This window comes from Streptomyces sp. Q6 (genome assembly GCF_036967205.1).
In the GTDB taxonomy this organism is placed as follows: Bacteria; Actinomycetota; Actinomycetes; order Streptomycetales; family Streptomycetaceae; genus Streptomyces; species Streptomyces citrinus.
In genome coordinates, this window is sequence record NZ_CP146022.1 from 3700871 (window position 1) to 3723663 (window position 22793).

The window sequence follows — 22793 nt, forward strand, 5'->3', positions numbered from 1 at the left end:
CACCCTCCGCAGGTTGTTGATGCTTCAACTATACCTGCTGAACGGTGCCCCCGCCCCCGCTATTCCCGGGCCCCCGGAGCCCCGGCCCTCACCCCCGTACGGGATCCCGCCCGGTCGCCGCCAGCAGCCGCTCGAACGCCGACGCGTCCTCGCCCACCGCCACCGGCTCCCCGAACACGCCCATCGACCGCGCGGTCGGGCCCAGCTCGGCCACCGCCGCCGCGAGCGGCGCCACCGCCCGCGGCGCGGGCTCGAACGGCCGTCCCGTGGCCCGCGCCAGGTCCCACGCGTGCACGGTCAGATCGAGCAGCGCCATCGAGCCGACGAGCCGCGCCGGCATGTTCATCGCGCCGGTCGTGCCGTCCTCGGCGCCGGGCGCCGACCAGGCCGCCACCAGGGCGCCGGCCTCCGCGGCGAACCGCTCGCGCCAGCCGTCCCGCGACACGAAATCGGGGGTCACGGTGAAGTCGTCCTGCTGCTTCGCCGCCAGCTTCTGGAACTGCACCACCACCTGGAAGAGGTGGTTGACCAGCGCCTTCACGTCGTAGTCCGCGCAGGGCGTGGGCTCCGCGAGCGCCTTGTCCTCGATCCCGGCCACGACGGGCACGGCCCGCTCCACCGCCGCGCCGATCAGGTCACCGATGCTCTCGTTCGCCGTCACGTTCTCGTTCGTGTCCATGCGATCGACGCTACGAGGATCCGCCCCGCGCCTCTTGAACGAACGCGACGCTGTCAGTGCCCCGCCGTACGATCCGCGCATGGCCCACGACCGTGACACCCGCGGGATCGTCGACCCCTCCGCGCTGCTCACGCGCGTGCGGTTCCGGCGGCACGACCCCGCCGAGGCGCTGCGCCCGTACGTCGAGAACTACTGGTTCATCGACTGGGACCTGCCCGCGCCCTACGCCTCGCACATCGTGCCGCACCCCGCCGTGAACCTGACGTTCCAGCGCGACGAGGCGACGGAGCCCGCGTACGGGGAGTTCACCGGGGTCTTCGCGCCCGGGATCTACACGCGCAAGCTCGGCGGGCGGGGCCAGGTGTGCGGGGTGAAGTTCCGGCCGGGGGCGTTCCGCCCGTTCGCGCCGGACGTGCCGGTCGCCGAGTGGACCGGGCGGGTCCTGCCGTACGAGGAGGTCTTCCCGCCCACCGACCCCGCGGCGATCCTCTCCCCCGCCGACGACCAGGACCGGATCGACGCCCTCGACGCCTACCTGCTGCCCCTCGCCCCCGCCCGGCCCGACCCGCGGGCCGAGCTCGCGCGCGACCTCGTCGCCCGGATCCGCGCCGAGCGCGAGCTGCGCCGCGTCGCCGACCTCGCCCGCGCCACGGGGCTGTCCGTGCGAGCGCTCCAGCGGCTGTTCTCCGCGTACGTCGGCGTCAGCCCCAAGTGGTGCGTCCTGCGCTACCGCATCCACGAGGCACTGGAGACCGCCGCCCGGCGCGACGACATCGACTGGGCGGCCCTCGCCGCCGACCTCGGCTACGCCGACCAGGCCCACCTCGTACGGGACTTCACCGCGACGGTCGGCGTCCCGCCGACCGCCTACCCCGGCTGAGCCCCACGAGCGACGCCGGGCCCGGCGAGCGGCCTACCGGAGCGACTTCTTGAAGTGGAACGACGTGATCTTCATGCGCTCCCGCAGGTAGAACCGGTGCGCGTCCGTGCGCTGCGTCCCGGAGTCCAGGTCGAGCTGCACACAGCCCAGTTGCCGCCCGCGCTCCTCCAGATGCCCGAGCAGCGCCCGGCCCACCCCGCCCGAGCGGGCCGCCTCGCCGGTCACCAGGTCGTCGACGTACAGCTTGCGTCCCGCGCTGGTGTTGACCACCACCCGCCACCCGGCGACGCCGACGCACGCGCCGCCGTCGTCGTACGCGGCGGTGAACCGCAGCCCCTGCCCGTACCCCTCGGCGTACACCTCGCGGAACAGGTCGGCGGTCAGATGCGGGCGCAACTCCCGCAGCACGGGCAGCACTTCGGCCGCGAGACGCTCGTCACCCGGCTCGAGATCGACTGTCTTCATGCGCCGAAGCGTACGGGTCGGGCTACTTGGCGTGGGAGATCGCGTAGATCATCACGAACGCCACCAGGTGGATACCGAAGAGGAAGTAGCCCAGGTACCACCACATGTACCGCTCGCCCTTCTTCTCCTGGGCGAGGCGGCGCTCGTCGTACTCCCGCTGGAGCGCCTCCAGCGGGTCGGGAGCACCGGGAGCGTCAGAGCTCACGGTGCACCTTCGTGTTGGAGGCCTGGGCGCGCGGGCGGACCACCAGCAGGTCGATGTTCACGTGCGGGGGCCGCGTGACCGCCCACGTGATGGTGTCCGCGACGTCGTCCGCCGTCAGCGGCTCGGCCACACCCGCGTACACCTTCGCCGCCTTCTCCTGGTCACCGCCGAACCGGGTCAGCGCGAACTCGTCGGTCTTCACCATGCCGGGCGCCACCTCGATGACCCGCACTGGCGTGCCCACGATCTCCAGGCGCAGCGTCTCCGCGAGGACGTGCTCGGCGTGCTTGGCCGCCACGTAACCGCCGCCGCCCTCGTACGTGCCGTGCCCGGCGGTCGAGGAGAGGACGACGACCGTGCCGTCGCCGGAGGCGGTGAGGGCGGGCAGCAGGGCCTGCGTCACGTTCAGCGTGCCGAGGACGTTCGTCTCGTACATCTGCCGCCACTGCTCGGGGTCGGCGGAGGAGACCGGGTCCGCGCCGAGCGCGCCGCCCGCGTTGTTCACCAGGACACCGACCGTCCTGAACGCGGACGCGAACTCGTCGACCGCCGCGCGGTCCGTGATGTCGAGGGCGAACGCCGCCGCGTCGTGACCGGCCGCCGTGATCTCCTCGGCGAGGGCCTCGATCCGGTCCTTGCGGCGGGCCGTCAGCACGACCCGGTACCCGGCCGCCGCCAGCTGCCGCGCCGTCGCGGCGCCGATACCGCTGCTGGCACCCGTGACGACGGCGATGCGGGACGCTGCTGCGGGGGCCATGAGCTACTCCTCGTACGTGTGGTCGCTTCCGGCCCAGGATAGGCCGCCGCCCGGGGGCGCCCCGGGCGGCGTGGATCAGTCGCCCCGCGGCGCGTACATGATCACGGCCATCCCGACCAGGCAGATCAGGGCCCCGGTCACGTCCCACCGCGTCGGCCGGTAGCCGTCCACGACCATGCCCCAGGCGATCGACCCGGCCACGAACACCCCGCCGTACGCCGCGAGGATCCGCCCGAACTCGCCGTCCGGCTGGAGCGTCGCCACGAACCCGTACAGACCGAGCGCGATCACCCCGGCCCCGATCCACGCCCAGCCGCGATGCTCCCGCACCCCCTGCCACACCAGCCACGCGCCACCGATCTCCAGAAGGGCGGCCAGCGCGAACAGGAGCACGGAACGGGCGACGATCATGCGCCCCAGGGTGTCACGCACGGGTGGCGCGGACGCGGCTCGCGTGTCGTGGTCCGGCCGGCGTGGGATACATCCGGCGCCCGGCCACCCCTTCGTACGGAGGTCACCATGCACCCCGCGCTCGTCCCCGCCGCCGTCGCCCTGCTCCTCACCGTCCCGGCCGAAGGCACCACGCCCGAGGCCGACCTCGCGCACCACGGCGGCATCACCATGACCGGCGCCCACGTCGCCGTCGCCCTCACCCCGCAGAACCACGGACCGTCCGACGTGACCGACAGCACCCTGCGCCTGGCCTGGTCCGTGCCGCTCGCCGACGACCAGACGCTGCCCGACGCCTGCCTGCGCAGCGGCCCGCGCACCGTCGACTGCCGCACCGGCGCGCTGCCCGCGGCGGCGTACGGGACCCCGTTCACCGTCGACGTCCGGCTGGCCGCCGCCACCACCGAGGTCACCGTGCGGATCGACACGGTCTGGACGGGCGGCCCCGTCGACCACAACGGGCAGAACAACCGGCACCGGGTCCTGGTCCTGGACACCGGCGACACGTACTACTTCTGAGGCGGCTACGTTGGGGCCCGTGCCCACGTCCGAGTCGCAGACCGCCCCCGCCTCCCGCCGGCCCGCACTGCTCGCCGAGCTGTCCGTCGAGTCCCGGCGCTACATGGCGTCGTACGCCCTGTTCAACCAGGCCGTCGCGGACCACATCGGGCTGCACCCCACCGACCTCCAGTGCCTCAACCTCCTCACCCTGGAGAAGGCCCCCGTCACCACGGGCCGCATCGCCGAGCTCACCGGCCTGACGACGGGCTCGGCGACCCGGCTCGTCGACCGCCTGGAGCGGGCCGGCTACGTGGTGCGCGAGCGGGACACGGCCGACCGGCGCCGGGTCCTGGTCGTGCCCGTGCCGGAGAAGGTCGCCGAGTTCGGCCGCATGTGGGACCGGCTCGGGGCCGGCTGGTCCACGCTCTTCGACGACCTCGACGACAGCGAACTCGCCCTGATCGTGCGGCACATGAAGCGCACGGTGGAGTTCAGCGCGGGCCAGGTCGAGCGGCTGCGCTCGGACGACTTCGGCTAGGTCCTGTCCGGCGGACCAGGTCGCGGCCGGGGTGGCCCGCGCCCTTCCGCGCCGGTGAGCGGGGTCCGACGCGTCGAGACGCACGGCGGCGGAGGGCGTCCACGCGGAGCGCCGGCAACCCGCGCCGGCGCCGCAGGTCGGCGTGGCAGACCCCGCGTCCGCGACCAGGTCCGCCGGACATGGCCTAGGCGGCTCCGGCCGCGGCGTCGTAGGTCTCCCTGGCGTCCGCCACCTCGTCCATGTGCGTCTCCGCCCAGTCCTTCACCGCGAGCAGCAGGCCGCTCAGGCTCCGGCCCAGGTCCGTCAGTTCGTAGTCGACCCGCACCGGCACCGACGGCGTCACGGTCCGCGCGACGATCCCGTCCCGCTCCAGCGTCCGCAGGGTCTGCGTCAGCATCTTCTGACTGACGCCCGCGATCTTCCGCCCGAGGTCGGAGTAGCGCATGGGCCCCTCGTGCCCGGCGAGCGCGCTCACCACGAGGCTCACCCACTTGTCGCTCAGCCGCGCGAGCAGCTGGTTCGTCGGGCATTCCCGCAGGAACGCGTCGTACGCGAACCGCGCCTGCTCGCGGCGCTGCGCCGCCGTCATCGTCGCCATGTCCCCGCCCTTCCGTGCGACGCGTACGTCGTCCGCGCGCACTCCGTGGTGACGTACGCACCTCCGAGTACGTACTTACCGAAAGAGAGTAGCGCTCCCTAAGGTTGCGGTCGTGGGCAGGAAAGCCCCACAGAGCACCACCAACCCCCTTATACACGGCAGGAGTTGCTCCCATGCGCGCAGCAGTCGTCACGACGTTCGGCGGTCCGGAAGCGGTCGAGATCGCGGACGTCGAGATCCCCGAACCGGGCGCGGCCCAGATCCGCGTCAAGGTCGCCGCCGCCACCCTCAACCCGGTCGACGCGGGCATCCGCTCCGGCGTCTTCGGCGGGGCCGGCAAGCGGCTCGGCCTCGGCTGGGACGTGGCCGGGACCGTCGACGCGACCGGTGTCGCCACCGGCTGGACGGTCGGCGACCAGGTGGTCGCCCTGCACTACGGAACGGCCAACCCCCTTGGCGCGCACGCCGATTACGTGGTCGTGGACGCGTCGGCGGCGGCCGCCGCGCCCACCTCCCTCGACCCGGTCGACGCCGCGACCCTCCCCCTCAACGCCCTCACCGCCGCCCAGGCACTCGACCGACTCGCCCTGGAACCCGGCCGGACGCTCCTCGTGACCGGCGCGGCGGGCGCGGTCGGCGGCTACGCGATCCAGCTCGCCGCGCACCGGGGCGTCGAGGTCACCGCGTACGCGGGCCCCGGCGACGAGGACCTGGTCCGCTCCCTCGGCGCCACCCGCTTCGTGCCGCGCGGCACCACCCCGACCTCGCGGACGGCGTCCTCGACACCGCCGTCATCGGCGCCGAGGCGCTGTCGTGGGTGCGCGACGGGGCGCGTACGTCGGGGTGATCCTCGGCGCGGCACCGGCCCCGGAGCGCGGGGTGCGCACCGGGGCGGTGGAGGTGGCGGCGGACGGCACGCGCCTCGCGGAACTGGTCCGCCTCGCCGACGAGGGCGTCCTGACGACACGGGTCGCCGAGACGTACGCCCTCACCGACGCGGCCAAGGCCCACGCGCGGCTCGCCGAGGGCGGGGTCAGGGGACGTCTGGTCCTGATCCCCTGACCTCGGGGACCTCGGGCCCCCTGACGCCGACCGGGCCTCTAGTGCGGGTGATTCGCGGGGGCCTCGCGCGGCAGCAGGCGCACGACACCGCAGCAGACCAGGGCGACGACGGCGACGACGGCGAGGCTCACGACGGTGGCGTGGGCCGCGCCGCGCCCGTCGGCGGCGGCGTGGAAGTAGACGGTGGTGACGAGGGCGGCGCCGAGCCCGTTGGAGAGCTGCTGGACCGCGCCGAGCGCGCCGCTCGCGCTGCCGGCCTCGTCCGGGGCGATGTCGCCGATGGTGACGTCGTACGTGGACCCGAAGCAGGTCCCCATCCCGACGCCGATGACGAACAGGCAGCCACCGAGCGGCCAACCGCCCACGTCCACACCGCTGTCGGCGACGAGGGCGAGCAGGCAGAGCGTGCCGAGCAGGGTGACGCACAGTCCGGCGAGCACCAGCCGGCGGCCGAACCGGCCGATCAGCCGGTAGCAGGCGATCGACGCGACGACGATCCCGGCGGAGAGCGGAACGAGCGCGAGGGCCGCCTCCGAGGGCGACCTGCGCAGGCCGTCCTGGAGGAACAGCGACACGACGTACAGCAGTCCGGCGACGGCGGCGAAGAACACGACACCGAGCAGAAGTCCGGCCGTGAACCCGCGGTTGCGCAGCAGGGACGGCCGGATGAGGGGGTGGGGCGCGACGCGCTGGCGCCGGCCGAAGGCGGCGAAGAAGCCGGCCCCGGCGACGAGCAGCGCGACCGGGCCCGCGGACCAGCCGTGGCCCGCGCCCTCGATGAACCCGCCGAGCAGCCCGAGCATGGCGAGCCCGAGCAGCACGGAGCCGAGCGAGTCGACGACGGTGGACCGGTCGCCGCGATCACGCGGCAGCAGCAGGACGGCGGCGAGGAAGGCGGCACCGCCGAGCACGATGTTGACGAGGAACATGGAGCGCCAGCCGAGCCCGCCGAGGTCGGCGTCGATCAGGAAGCCGGCGAGCACGGGACCGCCGACGGCGGACAGGCCCATCACGGGCCCGAACAGGCTGAACGCCTTGCCGATCTGCTCGCGCGGCCAGGTGGCGCCGAGGACGCCGAAGCCCTGCGGGATGACGAGGGCGCCGAAAGCGCCCTGCACCAGCCGTGCGGCGACGAGGAGTTCGGGCCCGTTCGCGAGTCCGCAGGCGACGGACGCGACGGTGAACCCGCCGAGCCCGAGGAGGAAGAGGCGGCGCCTGCCGAACCTGTCCCCGAGCCTGCCGCCGAGCACGAGCAGCACGCCGAGGGCGAGGGCGTACGAGGCACCGAGCCACTGGACGAGCCCGGGGCCGCCGCCGAGGTCGCGGGCGATGGTCGGGGCGGCGACGTTGGTGACGGTGGCGTCGACGAGGTCGAGCACGTCGGCGGCGAGGACGACGCCGAGCACGGCCCAGCGCCGGCCGGCGCCGAGGGCGGGTGGAGCCTCGGCCGCGCTCGGGGCGGCCGGAAGCGTGGAAGTCATGGGTGATCCCCAAGGTGCGGACGGAATGCAGCCGCGACGCCGGCACTGTGTCCTACTCCATCGGCGTCGCGCAGAAGCTGCGTGACACAGATAAATATGCGGGCGGGGCGACGGCACTGTCAAGCCCACGGACCGGACCCGCGCTCAGCCCGCCAGGAACTCCCGCGCGCCCCGCAGCCGGACCCGCAGCGCCGCCTGCGTCCGCGTGCTGTCGAGCCGGATGTCCCGCGCCGCGGGGCACGCCCGGCGCGCAGGGCGGCCGGGTCGCACCCGTCCCGGCGGGCGATCAGCGCGCCGAGCTCGTAGCGGCTGACCGCGTCGGCGCCACCGAGGTGCACGACCCCGGCGGCGTCCCCGTCCGCCAGCTCCAGCAGCGCGGCCGCGAGATCCCCGACGTGCACCGGGCAGCGCACGTCGTCGGTGAACAGCACGCCCTGGCGTCGGCCGGACGCGAGCGCGTGCACGAACTCCTCGTGCTTCGAGCACCCCGCGCGACCGGGGTCCTCGGCAGGTCCGCCGCCGATGATCAGGGACGTCCGGGCCACGACCGCCGACGGGTCGACCGCGCGGACCGCCGTCTCGGCCGCCGCCTTGGCCGCGCCGTACGTCGTGTTCGGATCGGGCGGGCACCCCTCGTCGTAGCGCACGTCCGCACCCGAGAAGACGGCGTCGCTCGACACGTGGACGAGCCGGCACCCCCGCGCGCGGGCGGCGACCGCCAGGTGCGCGGCGCCGTCGGCGGTCACCGCCCAATCGGCCCCGCCCGACGACGCGTTGACGACGACACGCGGCTGTACGGCGTCGAGAACAGCGGCGACGGAACCGGGCTCCCGCAGATCGGCCGCGAGCCACCTGACGTCACCCTCACCCCCGGGGCGTGAGGCGTACGTGGCCGCGACGGCCCGCCCGCCGTCGAGGGCGGCCCGCACCAGCAGCCGCCCCAGAAACCCGCTGCCGCCCACGATGAGCATCGAAGCCGCCTCAGTACGCGAAGTCGTACACGGACCAGTCGGTGACCAGTTCGTACCCGAGCCGCCGGTAGAGGGCGTTGCTCGTGGAGTTGGTCGCGTCCGTGCACAGGACGGCCTCCCTGGCGCCCCCGGCCAGCGCGGCGCGGCTCACCTCGACCGTCACGGCCGCCGCGTACCCGTGTCCGCGCAGCGCGGCCGGGGTGTAGACGGGGTCCACCTGGGCGACCCCCTCCACCACCGGGTTCACCCCGGCCATGGACAACGGTGTCCCGTCCTCGGCCTCCCAGAACGTGTACGTCTTGTCGGCGAACCGCGTGCCCGACCACGTACCGGCGTCGATGACGACATCCTCCCCGACATCGGCGGCGAACTCCCGGCACCAGCGCATGAGTTGCTCGCGGTCCGCGCCCTCCACGACCCGGCCCCGCCCCGCCGGGAACGGCTCCGGCGGCGTCAGCGTGCCCAGCCGGTACAGACACATCGGCACCCGCAGCTCCGCCGTGACACCGGTGTGCCGCTGCCAGGCCGCGACGAACGCGTCGGCGGTGGCCCGGTCGGCGCTGACGTACGGGACACCAACCCCCCGCCCCGCCAACCGCGCGGCGAGCCCGTCGGCCTGCTCGGGGGTGAGCGGCGTGAGCCCGACCCCCTGCGAGGGCAGCCGGTGGAACGTGCCCTCGATCCCGCCGTCGGCCCGCTCCAGGCTGCCGAACAACGGCGCGTCCGGCCCGTACCAGGCCGCCCCGCGCTTGCGCAGCCGCGCGAGCGCCGTCAGCTGCACCAGGTGCGCGACGGGCCGCGACCGTACGAAATCCCCCGCCCGGTCCAGAAAGCCGTCCAGGTCTTCGGTGAGGTGCCAGTGGTCCGAGTGCATGCCGCATGATCCCACTCACACGAGTGACGCTGATCGATTTTCCGGTCGAGCTACAACGCGCTGGCTAGCGTCATGGACGACAACCAAAAACAGTGCGGCCCCCGGCGGGATTGCAGTCCCGGCCGGGGGCCTGACCAGAAGGAAGGCAGTGACTTCCCATGGCTGAACGCGAGCCTAGCGCTCACCAGTTGGCGTTCGACGTCTCCTCGGGATTCATGGACCTGGGGGTGCCGGAGTACTCGTACATGTACGGATTTCTGCAGATGGACGGGCACCTCTCGCGACAATCCCGCGACCGGGGCCGCATGACCGTCGAGATCAACATCCGTGACATCGAAATCCTGCGCAGCTTCCAGAAGTTGACGCCGTACAACAGCACCATCTCCGAGCGGGTACGGTCGACGAACTTCGCCACGTCCCACCACTCGGCGATCTGGACCCTGTGCTCGCTGGAAGCGCGCACGAAGCTCAATGAGCTCGGATTGCCGTACGGGCGCAAGTCCCAGCAGATCAAGCCGCCCCGCGTGCCGTTCTCACGGCCCGACTACCTGCGGGGCGTGATCGACGCCGACGGGTCCGTGGGCTACACGAAGCAGGGGCTGCCGTTCGTCTCCCTCACGACGGCAAGCACCGCGATCGCCGCGTACTTCTGCTTCTACGCCAAGAAGATCACTGGTGCCTCCCGGCACCCGGGCCGGAACGAGCGGGACGCGATCTACAACATCCTGTACTCGAAGGAGGCGTCCCAGGCCCTGGCGGCGCATCTCTACTATCCGGGCTGCCTCGCACTTGAGCGCAAGCAGGCAGCCGCCGACTCGTTGCACGCCTGGGTGCGCCCGCCCGGCATGAAAACCTCTCCCCACCACCGCCGCTGGAGGGAATGGGAGGACCGCATCCTCCTCGGGCACAGCAGCATCACCGCAGCCGCCGAGGAGTTGGGCCGCAGCTACCAGAGCTGCCAACTGCGGCAGTGGCGCCTGCGCACCGGGCGGGTATCCATGCCCGAATAGCCGGAATGTGGGCCCGAGCCGCTACCGGCTCGGGCCCTAACGGCAGTTCAGCCCTTCACACAGATGACTTGCTTGATCTTCGCCACGACCTCCACGAGATCGCGCTGCTGCTCCATCACGTGCTCGATGTTCTTGTACGCGCCGGGAATCTCGTCCAGCACGCCGGAGTCCTTGCGACACTCCACACCCCGCGTCTGCTCCTCCAGGTCGCGCACCGTGAAATGCCGCTTCGCCGCACTGCGGCTCATACGCCGACCAGCACCGTGCGAAGCCGAGTTGAACGCCTTGCTGTTTCCCAGGCCCTTCACAATGTACGACGCGGTCCCCATGGAGCCGGGAATGATCCCGTAGTCGCCCGCGCCGGCCCGGATGGCACCCTTGCGCGTAATAAGCAGGTCCATGCCGTCGTAGCGCTCTTCGCTCACGTAATTGTGATGACAGGACACCTCGGACTCGAAGGTCGGCTTCGCCTTCTTGAACTCCTTGCGGATCACGTCCTTGAGAAGCGCCATCATGATCGCGCGGTTGTACTTGGCGTACTCCTGGGCCCAGTACAGATCGTTCCGGTACGCCGCCATCTGCGGGGTCTCCGCTATGAACACCGCCAAGTCGCGGTCGACCAGGTTCTGGTTGTGCGGGAGGCTCCGTGCGACGCCGATGTGGTGATCTGCGAGTTCCTTGCCGATGTTGCGGGAACCGGAGTGCAGCATGAGCCATACCGAACCTGACTCATCAAGGCACACTTCAGCCAGATGATTTCCGGCTCCGAGCGTTCCCATCTGCTTATGAGCGCGTTCCTGACGGAATTTGACCGATTCGGCGACCCCCTCGAACCGCGCCCAGAAGTCGTCCCAGCCGGCCGTGCCGAAGCCGTGCAGCCGGCCCGGGTCGACCGGGTCGTCGTGCATGCCGCGGCCCACCGGGATCGCCTGCTCGATCTTCGCGCGGAGGCGGGAGAGGTCGCCGGGCAGGTCGTTGGCCGTCAGGGACGTCCTGACCGCGCTCATGCCGCAGCCGATGTCCACGCCGACCGCCGCCGGGCAGACCGCGCCCCGCATCGCGATGACCGAACCGACCGTCGCCCCCTTGCCGTAGTGGACGTCGGGCATCACGGCCAGGCCCTGGATCCAGGGCAGGGTCGCCACGTTGCGCAGCTGCTGCATCGCCCCGTCGTCGACCGACGCCGGGTCGGCCCACATGCGGATGGGGACCTTGGCCCCCGGCACCTCTACGTATGACATGAAATCCCCCGTGAACAGGACCGGTTGGGACAGATCGCCGGTCAGAAGTATGGATGCGCGCATACCGGTGCCAAGTCGACGAAGCGGACGGCGGACCGGCGCCCACGGCGGTGCGTGCGATAGATATCGTCGTCACCGGCCGCCCCGTGCGGCAACCGAATAACACCGGCGAACAGAGGAGCCCCCACGGTGCAGCGGAAGTCCTACGCGTTGGTGCCGGGTGCCGCCGTGCTCCTGACGGCGTTGCTCACGGGCTGCACCGGAAGTTCCGACCCCGACGGCGGTGCGGACGACTCCAAGCCCGGTGAGGTGAGCGCGTCGGCGTCGATGGCCCAGCCCGGCAAGTACCGGACGCTGCCCGAGCCCTGCTCCCAGCCGGGGAAGGCGACGCTGGACGAGATGCTGCCGGGGATCGCCGAGGTGCCCGACGAGGAGCAGCGCGAGAAGGCGTACGAGGGTGTGGCGACGACCACGTTCGACACGGGCCGGCGGGTGGGGTGCCGGTGGAAGGACGACTCGGCGAAGGACGGCACGCACCGGCTGACGCTCGACTTCGAGCGGGTGGTGTCGTACGGCACGACGGTGAGCGACGACGCGGAGGCGCAGGAGGTGTTCGCGTCGAAGCAGGTCGCGGCGGACCTGCCGGCGCCGGTGTCCTCGTCGCCCGCCGAGGACCCGACGGACGAGGCGTCGGACGAGCCGTCGCAGGAGGGGTCCGACGAGCCGTCGCAGGAGGCCGGGACGGCGTCGCCCTCGGCGTCGGAGCTTCAGCCGCGTGTGCTGGACGATCTCGGCGACGAGGCGTTCGTCGACGATGTGCTGTCGGGCACGGCGTCGGGGAAGCGGACGGTGACTGTGGTGTTCCGCACGTCCAACGTGCTGGTGACCGTCGAGTACGAGGCGCAGTCGGCGGTCGTCGGCGAGACGCCGGACAGTGAAGAAATGCAGGACACAGCGCGTGAGCTGGCGCGGAAGCTGGTCGGTCAGTTCGGCGAGTAGGGCCCGCGGGGCGGGCGGTCGCGGTCCGGGGAAGGCGAGGCGTGCGGGGCCGCTTCGGCGTACGGTGGCCCATCGGACCCGGGCGAAGGGGTGGTACACCGCCCCCGGACCGGGGCCGGTGTCCTGTCAGCGGCCCAGTGAAGGAACCATGCACCGTCCCACCATGCGACTCCCCCGCCTCCTCGTCTGCGCAGCCGCCGTGCCGGCGGTGCTCGTCGTGGCCGGCTGCTCCTCCGACTCCGGCTCGGGTTCCGGTGACGGTGCGAAGCGGGAATCCCAGGCGAAGGCTTCCGCGTCGACCGCCGGGGGCGCGGCGAAGAAGGTGAAGGCCGCGACGTACAAGGACCTGCCGCAGGCGTGCTCGGCGCTCTCGAAGAAGACGCTGGGCGATCTGGTGCCGAAGGGCACGAGCAAGGCGGGTTCGTCGGACGACGAGTCGACGCGTGCGAGCTGCTCCTGGGCGAGCCTGGACAGCAACGGCGTGAAGGGCTCGCAGTACCGCTGGCTGAGCGTCTCGCTGATGCGTTTCGACTCGGACGTGAACCGGGGCAGCGGCGACAAGCTGGCGGCGGAGTACTACGCGAAGCAGGTCAAGGACGCCGAGGCGACGGACGGCGCGAAGAGCGTCAAGACGTCGCCGGTCTCCGGTACGGGCGACGAGGCGACGCTGGTGCGCTACGACAGCAAGTACGAGGAGAAGAAGGGCAAGGACGTCACGTCGCGGCAGCAGACGGTCGTCTCGCGCGTGGACAACGTGGTGGTGACGGTCGACTACAACGGTTCGGGTCTGGCCGGTGACAAGACGCCGGACGCGAGCGATCTGTCGAAGGACGCGCAGAAGGCGGCCAAGGAGGCGGTGGCGTCGGTCGTGGACTCGGCCTCCGCCGCGAAGTCCCCGTCGTCGGACGCCTCCGCGTCGACGTCGCCGTCGTCGAAGTCCTCGTCGTCGAAGTCGCCGTCCGCGAAGTCCTCCGCTTCTTCGGACTCCAAGAAGGACTGAGAACGAGCGAACAGGCTCTGTTCGTCCGCTGTTTGAGGAGCCCGGCCCCCGTGGGGTGCCGGGCTCCGGGCGTACCGGCCCACGGCTGTCCGCACGCGTGTGCCAGTCTGTGGGACGCAACATGCCGAACTGGGAGGGGAACTGGAGTGGCCGCGCCACTGGAGCTGACACGGACGCACCGGATACTCATCGCTGTGGTGGTGGCCGGTGCCGTCGTCATCGCGGGGATCGGTTTCGCCGGTTCGTACGCTGCCGTGCGGGAGCTGGCCATCGAGAAGGGCTTCGGCAATTTCTCGTACGTCTTCCCGATCGGGATCGACGCGGGCATCTGTGTGCTGCTCGCCCTTGATCTGCTGCTGACGTGGATCCGGATCCCGTTCCCGCTGCTGCGTCAGACGGCGTGGCTGCTGACGGCGGCGACGATCGCGTTCAACGGCGCCGCGGCGTGGCCCGACCCGCTGGGCACCGGGATGCACGCGGTGATCCCGATCCTGTTCGTGGTGGCGGTGGAGGCGGCCCGGCACGCGATCGGGCGGATCGCGGACATCACGGCGGACAAGCACATGGAGGGCGTGCGCATCACGCGCTGGCTGCTCTCCCCGCTGCCGACGTTCCTGCTGTGGCGGCGGATGAAGCTGTGGGAGCTGCGGTCGTACGACGCGGTGATCAAGCTGGAGCAGGAGCGGCTCGTCTATCAGGCGCGGCTGCGGTCGCGGTTCGGGCGGGCGTGGCGGCGCAAGGCTCCGGTGGAGTCGCTGATGCCGTTGCGGCTGGCGCGGTACGGGGTGCCGCTGGCGGAGACCGCTCCGGCGGGTCTCGCGGCGGCGGGGATCGAGCCGCAGTTGCTGCCGCCGCATCCGGTGGCGTCCGGTCCGGCCCAGTTGGAGGCGCCGGTCGCGCAGCAGCAGATGGCGACGGAGCAACAGGGGCCGGGGCAGCCGGTGCCGGGGCAGCAGCCGGTGGCGGCGCGGCAGCAGGTGGCCGAGGCGCCGAGCCAGTGGTTCGCGGAGCCGCAGCCGAAGGAGTACCACGGCGGGTACGACCCGGGGTTCGAGCCGCCGACGTTCGTGCCGGAGCAGGAGCACCAGGAGTGGTACGAGGAGCAGCCGCAGCAGATTCCGGTGCCCGTGCCGCGTCCTCGGGGGCCCGAGCCCGAGCCGGTGCCGGTGACGGAACCGGAGTTCCCCGTGCCGAACGGGGCGGGCGGGACGCGTCCGCTGGGTGACGGGGTCGCGGAGGCGGCTGCCGAGGGGCCCACGGAGGACGACCTGTACCGGATGTTCCGGCTGTCGCGCGAGGACGGGATGATGCCGACGCCGGGCGCGTTCGCGGCGAACGTGGAGGCGCAGTATCCGGGTGTCCGGATGCAGGGCCAGGACCTGCGGAACTACATGGACCTGTTCACGCCGCGCCTGGAGAGGGAACTTCTGGACGATCACGTGGCCTGAGGCCGGACGGATGTCCCCGGTTCCTCAAAGGTGACCGGTCGACGGGAGAGGGGCGGCACCGGAGTTCTCCGGTGCCGCCCTCTCCCGTTGTCGCGGTTACGCGCCGAGCAGCTTGCGGACGCGGTCCGCGCCGACGGCGAGGAGCAGCGTGGGCAGGCGCGGGCCGGTGTCCCGGCCGACCAGGAGGTCGTAGAGCAGGGCGAAGAACGTGCGCTGGGCGGTCTTGATCTCCGGCGGGAGTTCCTTGGCGGTGGCGTCGGCGGAGTAGCCGGCCTGCACCTTCGGGACGCCGTAGACGAGGTGGGTCAGGCCGTCCAGGGACCAGTTGTCGTCCAGGCCCTCCAGGAGGAGGCGGATCGAGTCGCGGGACGCGTCGTCGAGACCGGCGAGCGCCTGCGTGTCCGGCTCCGTGCGCACGATGGTGCGGGACTCGGCGGGCACGTACTTGGTGATCCACGCCTCGGCCTTGTCCAGGCGGGGCCGGACGGTGGCGAGGTCGGTGACCGGGTTCTCCGGGTCGAGCTCGGAGAGGATGCGCAGCGTCTGCTCCGTGTCCCCGGCGGTCACGTCGGCGACGGAGGCCAGCGTGCGGTACGGCAGCGGGCGCTCGGTGCGCGGCAGTTCGCCGGCGGCGGTGCCGACGGCGCGGCTGTACGCGGCCGCGTCGGCGGGCAGCACGCTGCCGTCGGCGACCTTGGAGCCGAGCTTGTCCCACTCGTCGTAGAGCCGCTGGATCTCCTGGTCGAAGGCGATCTTGAAGGACTGGTTGGGGCGGCGGCGGGCGTAGAGCCAGCGCAGGATCTGCGGCTCCATGATCTGGAGGGCGTCGCCGGGGGTCGGGACGCCGCCCTTGCTCGACGACATCTTCGCCATGCCGCTGATGCCGACGAAGGCGTACATCGGGCCGATGGGCTGCTTGCCGCCGAAGATCCGGTCGACGATCTGGCCGCCGACCTGGAACGACGAGCCCGGGGACGAGTGGTCGACGCCGGACGGCTCGAAGATCACGCCTTCGTAGGCCCAGCGCATCGGCCAGTCGACCTTCCAGACCAGCTTGCCGCGGTTGAACTCCGACAGCAGGACGGTCTCGGTGAAGCCGTCGAGCGTGCAGGTGTAGGACAGCTCGGTCGTCGCGTCGTCGTACGAGGTGACGGTGGTGAGGTCCTTGCCGCACTCGCCGCAGAACGGCTTGTACGGGTAGTAGCCGCCCGCGCCGCCGCTGCCGTCGTCCTCGGAGGCGGCGCCGGAGCCCTCGGCGGCCTCCAGCTCGGCCTCGTCGACCGGCTTCTGGTTCTTCTGCTGCTGCGGCTTCTTGCCGGGATCCTTCTTCGTGCGGTACTGGTCGAGGATCGCGTCGATGTCGCCGCGGTGCTTCATCGCGTGCAGGATCTGCTCGCGGTAGGTGCCCGCCGTGTACTGCTCGGTCTGGCTGATGCCGTCGAACTCGACGCCGAGCTCGGCGAGGGCGTCGACCATGGCGGCCTTGAAGTGCTCGGCCCAGTTCGGGTACGCGGAGCCGGCCGGGGCCGGGACCGCGGTGAGCGGCTTGCCGATGTGGTCGGCCCAGGACGCGTCCGTGCCCGGCACCCCGTTGGGGACCTTGCGGTAGCGGTCGTAGTCGTCCCAGGAGATCAGGTGCCTGACCGTGTATCCGCGGCGGCGGATCTCGTCGGCGACCAGGTGCGGGGTCATGACCTCGCGGAGGTTGCCGAGGTGGATCGGGCCCGACGGGGAGAGGCCGGAGGCGACGACGACCGGTTTGCCCGGGGCACGACGCTCGGACTCGGCGATGACATCGTCCGCGTAACGGGAGACCCAGTCGGCGTTCTCTGGGGTCTCCGGTCCGGTGCTCTGGGCCACGGTCGGCACGTCCTTCTTCCTCGTTCTGCTCGTACGTCCTGAAGTGATGTCCGCGGGGCGGCGCCGTCCGGCGGTCCTGCCCCGCCGCCCATTGTCACCCGCGCCGGTTCCTGGCGGAAAACGGATTGCCCGGCCGTACAACCCCAGGGGGTGCGCGGCGGTCCTCTGTGCGTGATCACAGACAGATTCGGGGCCGGGCTGCGCGTGGGAGCGGCCGGACTCGCGATGGCGCTGCCCACGGCCTGCCTCGTCCTGGCGGCCCCTGCCGCCGAGGCCGCCGTGACCTGCGGCGACACCACGTTCAAGCGGACGTTCTACGCGAACACGTCGTTCTCCGGCACGCCGAGGAAGACGGACTGCGACACCACGATCGACCAGAACTGGACGGGTGCGCCGCTCACCGGGATGGCGAAGAACTCGTTCGGCGTGCGCTGGTCCCTGACCCGCGACTTCGGTTCGGGCGGCTGTTTCACCTACCGCCTGTCCGGCACGGACGGCCTGCGGCTGTACGTGGACGGGGTGCGCAAGGTCAACAAGTGGACGAACACGGGGGACGCGGGCAACAGCGTCCCCGGCACGTTCTGTGTCGGCTCGGGCTCGCACACCGTCCGTGTCGACCACGTGAACTGGACGGGCCTGTCCCGGGTCAAGTTCACCTGGCCCGCGTCCTCCGACAGCAAGGCTCCGCTGGCTCCGGCCGGCATCACCACCGCGTACGACACGGCGACCGGACGGGCGAGCGCTTCCTGGAAGAAGAACCGGGAGCTGGACATCGCCCACTACCGGGTCACCGTGGAGACGCCGGAGGGCGGGGTGTCGAGCTGGACGACGACCGGCACCACGGCCTCGTACACGCCGCCGAAGGACGGCAGGAAGTACCGGTTCTGCGTGCAGGCCGTCGACCGGTGGACGAACTACGGCGCCACCGCGTGCGGCCCGTACGTGACGACGCCGGACACGACGGCCCCGGCGGTCCCCGACGTCCGCGCCTCCGATGTCACGGTGACGGTGACCAGCGGCTACGAGGGTTCCGACGGCACGCCGATCCCGCGCGTCAACGTCTGGCTCGGGCAGGTCTGGCCGTCCGACGGTCCCGTCTTCACGCTGTGGCGGGCGACGGCGGCGGCGGGCCCGTTCACCAAGGTCGCCGCCCTCGACCTGCGGCAGACGCCCGATGAGCAGTACCTGTACGACGAGACGGCCGCCGAGAAGCGGACGTACTACTACGCGGCGACGGCCACCGACGTCGCGGGCAACACGTCGGCGCGGACCGCGCCGGTCGCGGTGACCACCCCCGACATCGGCGCCCCGGGCGCGGTGACAGGCCTCGCGGCGAAGGCGGACACCAGCGCGGTCGCCCTGTCCTGGAACGCGTCGGCGGACGACGCCGTGCGCTGGCAGGTCTACGGCGCGGACGGCGGCGCCGAGCCGGTGCTGCTCGGCACGGCCACGGCCGCCGCGTACCGCGACACCACGGCGAAGCCGGGCGTCACCCGCACGTACACGGTGTACGCGCTCGACGCGGCCGGGCACCGCTCCGCGACGGCGGCGAAGATCAGCGCGCGGCGCCAGGTGGCCCCGGCGATGCCCGTGGGGCTGCGTCCCGACGCGGACGGCAGGCCGGTCCTGACCATCCGGGTGGCGGCGGACAACGACCACAGCGGCGGCTTCCGCGTCTACTCCGGCACGAGCGCCTCCACGGTCCGCACCAACCCGCGGGCCTGCGCGCCCGAGGAGGTCCTGAGCACGGACCTGTACGTCGAGTACCGGTGCACCCTGACGGACTTCGGCGGTTCGACGGACCGCTATGTCACCGTCTTCGCGGTGGCCGGGAACGGGGTGCTGTCGACCGACTTCAAGGCCGTGGCGTACCAGGACACCACCGCCCCGGCCCGCCCGGCCGCGCTCACCGCGACGCCGACGGCGTGGGGCACCGACCTGCGCTGGGAGGCGCCGGGCGCGGCGGACCTGCACACCTACTGGCTGCGCGCGGGGCGTCCCGAGACGGTCGACGGGGTGCTCACCTGCGCCGGCGGCGACACGGAGGTGCTGGCGGGCGGCGTCACGTCCTTCCAGGACACCGCGGGCCTGCCCGACGGCGAGGACCGCTGCTGGGAGCTGCGGGCGGTGGACGGCTCGAACAACTACAGCGAGGCCGTCACCGTCCACGCGACCGAGCAGGACACCCGGCCCGCCGAGGCGACCGCGCCCGGCTCCCCGGTGACCGGGCTCGACGCCGTGGCGAACGCGGGCGACGCCGCCCTGAACTGGACCGCGGTCGACGGGGCCACGGCGTACCGCGTGTACCGCTGGGACCGTGCCGCGGGCGCCTACACGCGGATCGCCGAGGGGGCGCTGGTGAACTCGGGCAACGACGCCTTCCGGCACTACCGGGACGAGGACGCCCCGGCCGGAACGGCCGTCTACTACCGGGTGACGGCGGTGGCCGCGGACGGCACCGAGTCCGCTCCGGCGCTCGCCGCGGTGGTGATCCCGCCCGTGTCCTGAGGTGACGGGCCCGGGGGTGGGGCGGGCGGGCGGTAATCCGTGCGACCGCCCGCTCCGCCCCGTGGGAGACTGGGGACGTCTTCGGTATCCCTACCTGTACTCCTACGAGCGGAACGGCATCCTCTCCATGGCCTCGGTCACGTCCCTCACGTCCTCCGTCCACCAGCGTCTCTCCGACGCCCTCGTCGCCGCCCTCCCCGAGGCCGGTACGGGCGCGGATCCGCTGCTGCGACGTAGCGACCGGGCGGACTACCAGGCCAACGGGATCCTGGCGCTCGCCAAGAAGGCCAAGGCGAACCCGCGGGAGCTGGCCACCCAGGTCGTCGAGAAGATCGTGACCGGTGACCTGCTCGCCGACGTCGAGGTCTCGGGTCCCGGCTTCCTGAACGTCACGGTCACCGACCGGGCGATCACCGAGACGCTCGCCGCCCGTGCCGCGGACGGCGACCGGCTCGGCGTGCCCACGAAGGACCGGCCGGGCATCACGGTCGTCGACTACGCCCAGCCGAACGTGGCGAAGGAGATGCACGTCGGCCACCTGCGGTCGGCGGTCATCGGGGACGCGCTGCGCGGCATGCTCGACTTCACCGGCGAGCGGACGATCGGCCGGCACCACATCGGCGACTGGGGCACCCAGTTCGGCATGCTCATCCAGTACCTGATCGAGAACCCCGACGCCCTGGCCCCGGCCGCCGAGGACGCGGTCGACGGCGAGCAGGCGATGAGCAACCTCAACCGGGTGTACAAGGCCTCGCGCGCCGTCTTCGACGCGGACGAGGACTTCAAGGAGCGGGCCCGCAAGCGGGTCGTGGCGCTCCAGTCCGGTGACAAGGAGACGCTCGACCTGTGGCAGCGGTTCGTCGACGAGTCGAAGGTCTACTTCTACTCGGTCTTCGAGAAGCTCGACATGGAGATCCGCGACGAGGAGATCGTCGGCGAGTCCGCGTACAACGACATGATGGCCGAGACGGCCCGGCTCCTGGAGGAGTCGGGCGTCGCCGTCCGCTCCGAGGGCGCGCTGGTCGTGTTCTTCGACGACATCAAGGGCAAGGACGACCAGCCGGTCCCGCTGATCGTGCAGAAGAAGGACGGCGGCTTCGGCTACGCGGCCTCCGACCTCTCGGCGATCCGTGACCGGGTCCAGAAGCTGCACGCCACGTCGCTGATCTACGTCGTGGACGTACGGCAGTCGCTGCACTTCAAGATGGTCTTCGAGACGGCCCGCCGCGCCGGCTGGCTGAACGACGAGGTCACGGCCCACAACATGGGCTACGGCACGGTCCTGGGCGCGGACGGCAAGCCGTTCAAGACCCGTGAGGGCGAGACGGTGAAGCTGGAGGACCTCCTCGACGAGGCCGTCGAGCGGGCCACGGTCGTCGTGCGCGAGAAGGCCGAGAAGGTGGGCCTGACCGAGGAGGAGATCGTCGAGAACGGCCGGTACGTGGGCATCGGCGCCGTGAAGTACGCGGACCTGTCGACGTCGCCGAGCCGCGACTACAAGTTCGACCTGGACCAGATGGTGTCGCTGAACGGCGACACGTCGGTGTACCTCCAGTACGCGTACGCGCGGATCAAGTCGATCCTGCGCCGGGCCGGTGAGAGCGCCGGGCCCGTCGCGCACCCGGAGCTCGCGCTCGCCCCGGCGGAGCGGGCCCTCGGCCTGCACCTGGACGCGTTCGGCGACACGGTCTTCGAGGCGGCGGCCGAGTACGCGCCGCACAAGCTGGCCGCGTACCTCTACCAGCTGGCGTCGCTGTTCACGACGTTCTACGACCAGTGCCCGGTGATCAAGCCGCGCCCGGCGCAGGAGATCGCCGAGAACCGTCTGTTCCTCTGCGACCTGACGGCCCGGACGCTCCACGAGGGCATGGCGCTGCTGGGCATCCGCACCCCCGAGAAGCTCTGACCCCTCGGGGTCAGGGCTGCTCCTCCCGCGTGATCCATTCGCCGCCGCCCAGCGGGTAGTCGTACCCGGGGCGGCCGACGTCGGCGCTCGTGCGGAACGGGGTGCCGGAGTTGTCGACGCGTACGGTGCCGTGGCGCGAGCCGCTCGACCAGTCCAGGGTCAGTTCCCAGCGGACGTCGTGGGCCGTGGTGTGCGCGGTGACGTAGAAGACCTCGGGGTCGGACTCGCTGACCTTGTACGGGAAGTCGCGCTGGCCGTTCTTGACGGAGAGGGTGGGGCTGCCGTTGTCGAGGTCGACGTCGAACGACTTGGTCTCGACGTTGCCGCCGCAGCCGACGCCCATCGCGTAGTCGTTCCAGGCGAGCGGCGCGGACTTGCCCGTGACGTGGACGTGCAGCGCCTCCAGGACCACGGTGTCCTCGCCGGTGCCCTGCACGGTGAGGGCGACGCGCTGCTCGCCCGCGGACACGGCCCCGTAGGCGCCGGCCCAGCGCACGGCGTCCTGCTCGCCCGCGGGCGGTCCGACCTGCTCCGGTTCGCTGTCGACGAGGAAGTGCTGGCTGCACGGGCTGTCGTAGACGTACGGGCGGGTGGCGACGTTCAGGGGGACGGCGGCGGGGTTCCGGGCGCCGCCCTTGGAAGCACCGGGGCGGGGAGGGTCCCCGACGCGGACGCGGACGCGCTCGCGCCGGAGGAGGGTGTGCGGCTCGCCGACGGCGACGCGGACGGTGAGGTGCGCGGGCCGCGGCTGCCGCCGGTCGCCTCCGCGGCGGACCCGGCCGCCTGTCGCCGGTCGGCGGAGCCGTCGTTCCCGCCGCCGGAGGCCAGGTTCACGGCGAGCGTCACGGCCCCGAGCACGGCGGCGACGGCCACGGCGGCGATGAGTGCGGTGCGGCGGCGGGTCGGCGGGGCGGGGCGGTCGGGGGTGTCGGCCTCGGTACCGGTGTCGGCCTGAACCGTCACCTCCGGTTCGGGGGCCGCCGGGGTCTCCACGTGAGCCGGGACCGGCGCCGAGGCCGGGACCGGAGCCGCCTCCGGTGTGCCCGCCGCCGCCCGCGGCTCCCCCTTACGCCCCCGCCCCGCGTCCGCCAGGATCCACCGGCGGTGCAGCTCGACGAGTTCGTCGGGGGTCGCCCTGCACACCCGGGCGAGGCGCTCGACCGGCGCGTACTCGTTCGGCACCGCCGTGCCGTTGCAGTAGCGGTGCAGCGTCGACGTGCTCATGTGCAGCCGCTTGGCGAGGGTGCCGTAGCTGAGTCCCGAGCGGTCCTTCACCTCTCGCAGCAGCTCCGCGAAATCCCCAGACACCCGTTCCTCCATCCCCCCGTGTCCCGTTCACGCATTCCAGGGCACGTACGTT

General features: G+C 72.1%; 19 protein-coding genes and 3 pseudogenes. 10 read left to right on the forward strand and 12 right to left on the reverse strand.

The window, feature by feature from the left end:
- Positions 1 to 88 precede the first annotated feature (88 nt).
- Positions 89 to 679 carry a TIGR03086 family metal-binding protein gene (locus V2W30_RS17240; RefSeq protein WP_338697582.1) on the reverse strand — a complete coding sequence of 197 codons (591 nt, stop codon included), beginning with the start codon at positions 677 to 679 and terminating at the stop codon, positions 89 to 91.
- Between the two features lie 79 nt (positions 680 to 758).
- Between V2W30_RS17240 and V2W30_RS17245 the strand changes: the two genes are divergently transcribed.
- On the forward strand, positions 759 to 1559 hold the full coding sequence (locus tag V2W30_RS17245) for a helix-turn-helix domain-containing protein (RefSeq protein WP_338697584.1): 801 nt from the start codon (positions 759 to 761) through the stop codon (positions 1557 to 1559).
- Positions 1560 to 1592: 33 nt separating this feature from the next.
- On the opposite strand, the gene V2W30_RS17250 is transcribed toward V2W30_RS17245, so the two are convergent.
- The 4 genes from V2W30_RS17250 to V2W30_RS17265 all read right to left on the reverse strand — a co-directional run bounded on the left by V2W30_RS17250 (position 1593) and on the right by V2W30_RS17265 (position 3397).
- Positions 1593 to 2024: a GNAT family N-acetyltransferase gene (locus tag V2W30_RS17250; RefSeq protein ID WP_338697586.1), complete on the reverse strand. Its 432-nt coding sequence runs from the start codon at positions 2022 to 2024 to the stop codon at positions 1593 to 1595.
- Between the two features lie 22 nt (positions 2025 to 2046).
- Positions 2047 to 2229, reverse strand: coding sequence for a hypothetical protein (locus V2W30_RS17255; protein WP_338697588.1), 183 nt, complete (start codon positions 2227 to 2229; stop codon positions 2047 to 2049).
- Positions 2219 to 2986 carry an SDR family NAD(P)-dependent oxidoreductase gene (locus tag V2W30_RS17260; RefSeq protein ID WP_338697590.1) on the reverse strand — a complete coding sequence of 256 codons (768 nt, stop codon included), beginning with the start codon at positions 2984 to 2986 and terminating at the stop codon, positions 2219 to 2221. Before V2W30_RS17260 ends, V2W30_RS17255 begins: the two co-directional genes overlap by 11 nt.
- Positions 2987 to 3061: 75 nt before the next feature.
- Entirely contained in the window at positions 3062 to 3397 is a 336-nt protein-coding gene (locus tag V2W30_RS17265; protein ID WP_338697591.1) for a YnfA family protein, read from the reverse strand.
- Between the two features lie 108 nt (positions 3398 to 3505).
- Between V2W30_RS17265 and V2W30_RS17270 the strand changes: the two genes are divergently transcribed.
- Positions 3506 to 3955 (forward strand): hypothetical protein, encoded by a 450-nt coding sequence (locus V2W30_RS17270; protein ID WP_338697592.1) that lies wholly within the window; start codon positions 3506 to 3508, stop codon positions 3953 to 3955.
- A 103-nt stretch (positions 3956 to 4058) separates the two neighbouring features.
- Positions 4059 to 4475, forward strand: coding sequence for a MarR family winged helix-turn-helix transcriptional regulator (locus V2W30_RS17275; protein WP_338703648.1), 417 nt, complete (start codon positions 4059 to 4061; stop codon positions 4473 to 4475).
- 184 nt (positions 4476 to 4659) lie between these two features.
- Here V2W30_RS17275 and V2W30_RS17280 read toward each other — a convergent pair whose 3' ends face one another.
- Entirely contained in the window at positions 4660 to 5073 is a 414-nt protein-coding gene (locus tag V2W30_RS17280; RefSeq protein WP_338697593.1) for a helix-turn-helix domain-containing protein, read from the reverse strand.
- 173 nt (positions 5074 to 5246) lie between these two features.
- Between V2W30_RS17280 and V2W30_RS17285 the strand changes: the two are divergent.
- Positions 5247 to 6135 (forward strand): annotated as a pseudogene (locus tag V2W30_RS17285) (NADP-dependent oxidoreductase).
- A 38-nt stretch (positions 6136 to 6173) separates the two neighbouring features.
- Here the strand turns inward: V2W30_RS17285 and V2W30_RS17290 are convergent.
- From V2W30_RS17290 to V2W30_RS17300, 3 genes and pseudogenes are all read right to left on the reverse strand, one after another.
- Complete coding sequence (locus tag V2W30_RS17290) at positions 6174 to 7616, reverse strand: MFS transporter (protein WP_338697595.1); 1443 nt, start codon at positions 7614 to 7616, stop codon at positions 6174 to 6176.
- A 144-nt stretch (positions 7617 to 7760) separates the two neighbouring features.
- A pseudogene (locus V2W30_RS17295) lies at positions 7761 to 8587 on the reverse strand (sugar nucleotide-binding protein).
- A 10-nt stretch (positions 8588 to 8597) separates the two neighbouring features.
- The gene (locus V2W30_RS17300) at positions 8598 to 9461 is read right to left on the reverse strand and encodes a GNAT family N-acetyltransferase (protein WP_338697597.1); all 864 of its coding nucleotides are present in this window, start codon (positions 9459 to 9461) and stop codon (positions 8598 to 8600) included.
- A 158-nt stretch (positions 9462 to 9619) separates the two neighbouring features.
- On the opposite strand from V2W30_RS17300, the gene V2W30_RS17305 reads away from it, so the two are divergent.
- Positions 9620 to 10471 carry a hypothetical protein gene (locus V2W30_RS17305; RefSeq protein WP_338697599.1) on the forward strand — a complete coding sequence of 284 codons (852 nt, stop codon included), beginning with the start codon at positions 9620 to 9622 and terminating at the stop codon, positions 10469 to 10471.
- Between the two features lie 47 nt (positions 10472 to 10518).
- Here the strand turns inward: V2W30_RS17305 and V2W30_RS17310 are convergent, their stop codons facing one another.
- Positions 10519 to 11712 (reverse strand): RtcB family protein, encoded by a 1194-nt coding sequence (locus V2W30_RS17310; protein WP_338703650.1) that lies wholly within the window; start codon positions 11710 to 11712, stop codon positions 10519 to 10521.
- Between the two features lie 189 nt (positions 11713 to 11901).
- On the opposite strand from V2W30_RS17310, the gene V2W30_RS17315 reads away from it, so the two are divergent.
- The 3 genes from V2W30_RS17315 to V2W30_RS17325 all read left to right on the forward strand — a co-directional run bounded on the left by V2W30_RS17315 (position 11902) and on the right by V2W30_RS17325 (position 15159).
- Positions 11902 to 12711, forward strand: a complete 810-nt coding sequence (locus tag V2W30_RS17315; RefSeq protein ID WP_338697601.1) for a DUF3558 domain-containing protein — start codon at positions 11902 to 11904, stop codon at positions 12709 to 12711.
- Positions 12712 to 12874: 163 nt separating this feature from the next.
- Positions 12875 to 13711 (forward strand): DUF3558 domain-containing protein, encoded by an 837-nt coding sequence (locus V2W30_RS17320; protein WP_338697603.1) that lies wholly within the window; start codon positions 12875 to 12877, stop codon positions 13709 to 13711.
- Positions 13712 to 13857: 146 nt separating this feature from the next.
- Positions 13858 to 15159, forward strand: coding sequence for a DUF2637 domain-containing protein (locus V2W30_RS17325; protein ID WP_338697605.1), 1302 nt, complete (start codon positions 13858 to 13860; stop codon positions 15157 to 15159).
- A 96-nt stretch (positions 15160 to 15255) separates the two neighbouring features.
- Here the strand turns inward: V2W30_RS17325 and lysS are convergent, their stop codons facing one another.
- Positions 15256 to 17028, reverse strand: a complete 1773-nt coding sequence (gene lysS / locus V2W30_RS17330) for a lysine--tRNA ligase (protein ID WP_338697607.1) — start codon at positions 17026 to 17028, stop codon at positions 15256 to 15258.
- Between the two features lie 162 nt (positions 17029 to 17190).
- Between lysS and V2W30_RS17335 the strand changes: the two genes are divergently transcribed.
- Both V2W30_RS17335 and argS read left to right on the forward strand, forming a co-directional pair.
- On the forward strand, positions 17191 to 19527 hold the full coding sequence (locus V2W30_RS17335) for a PA14 domain-containing protein (RefSeq protein WP_338697609.1): 2337 nt from the start codon (positions 17191 to 17193) through the stop codon (positions 19525 to 19527).
- Between the two features lie 127 nt (positions 19528 to 19654).
- On the forward strand, positions 19655 to 21433 hold the full coding sequence (gene argS / locus V2W30_RS17340) for an arginine--tRNA ligase (RefSeq protein ID WP_338703652.1): 1779 nt from the start codon (positions 19655 to 19657) through the stop codon (positions 21431 to 21433).
- A 10-nt stretch (positions 21434 to 21443) separates the two neighbouring features.
- Here the strand turns inward: argS and V2W30_RS17345 are convergent.
- Positions 21444 to 22753: pseudogene (locus V2W30_RS17345) on the reverse strand (helix-turn-helix domain-containing protein).
- Positions 22754 to 22793 lie beyond the last annotated feature (40 nt).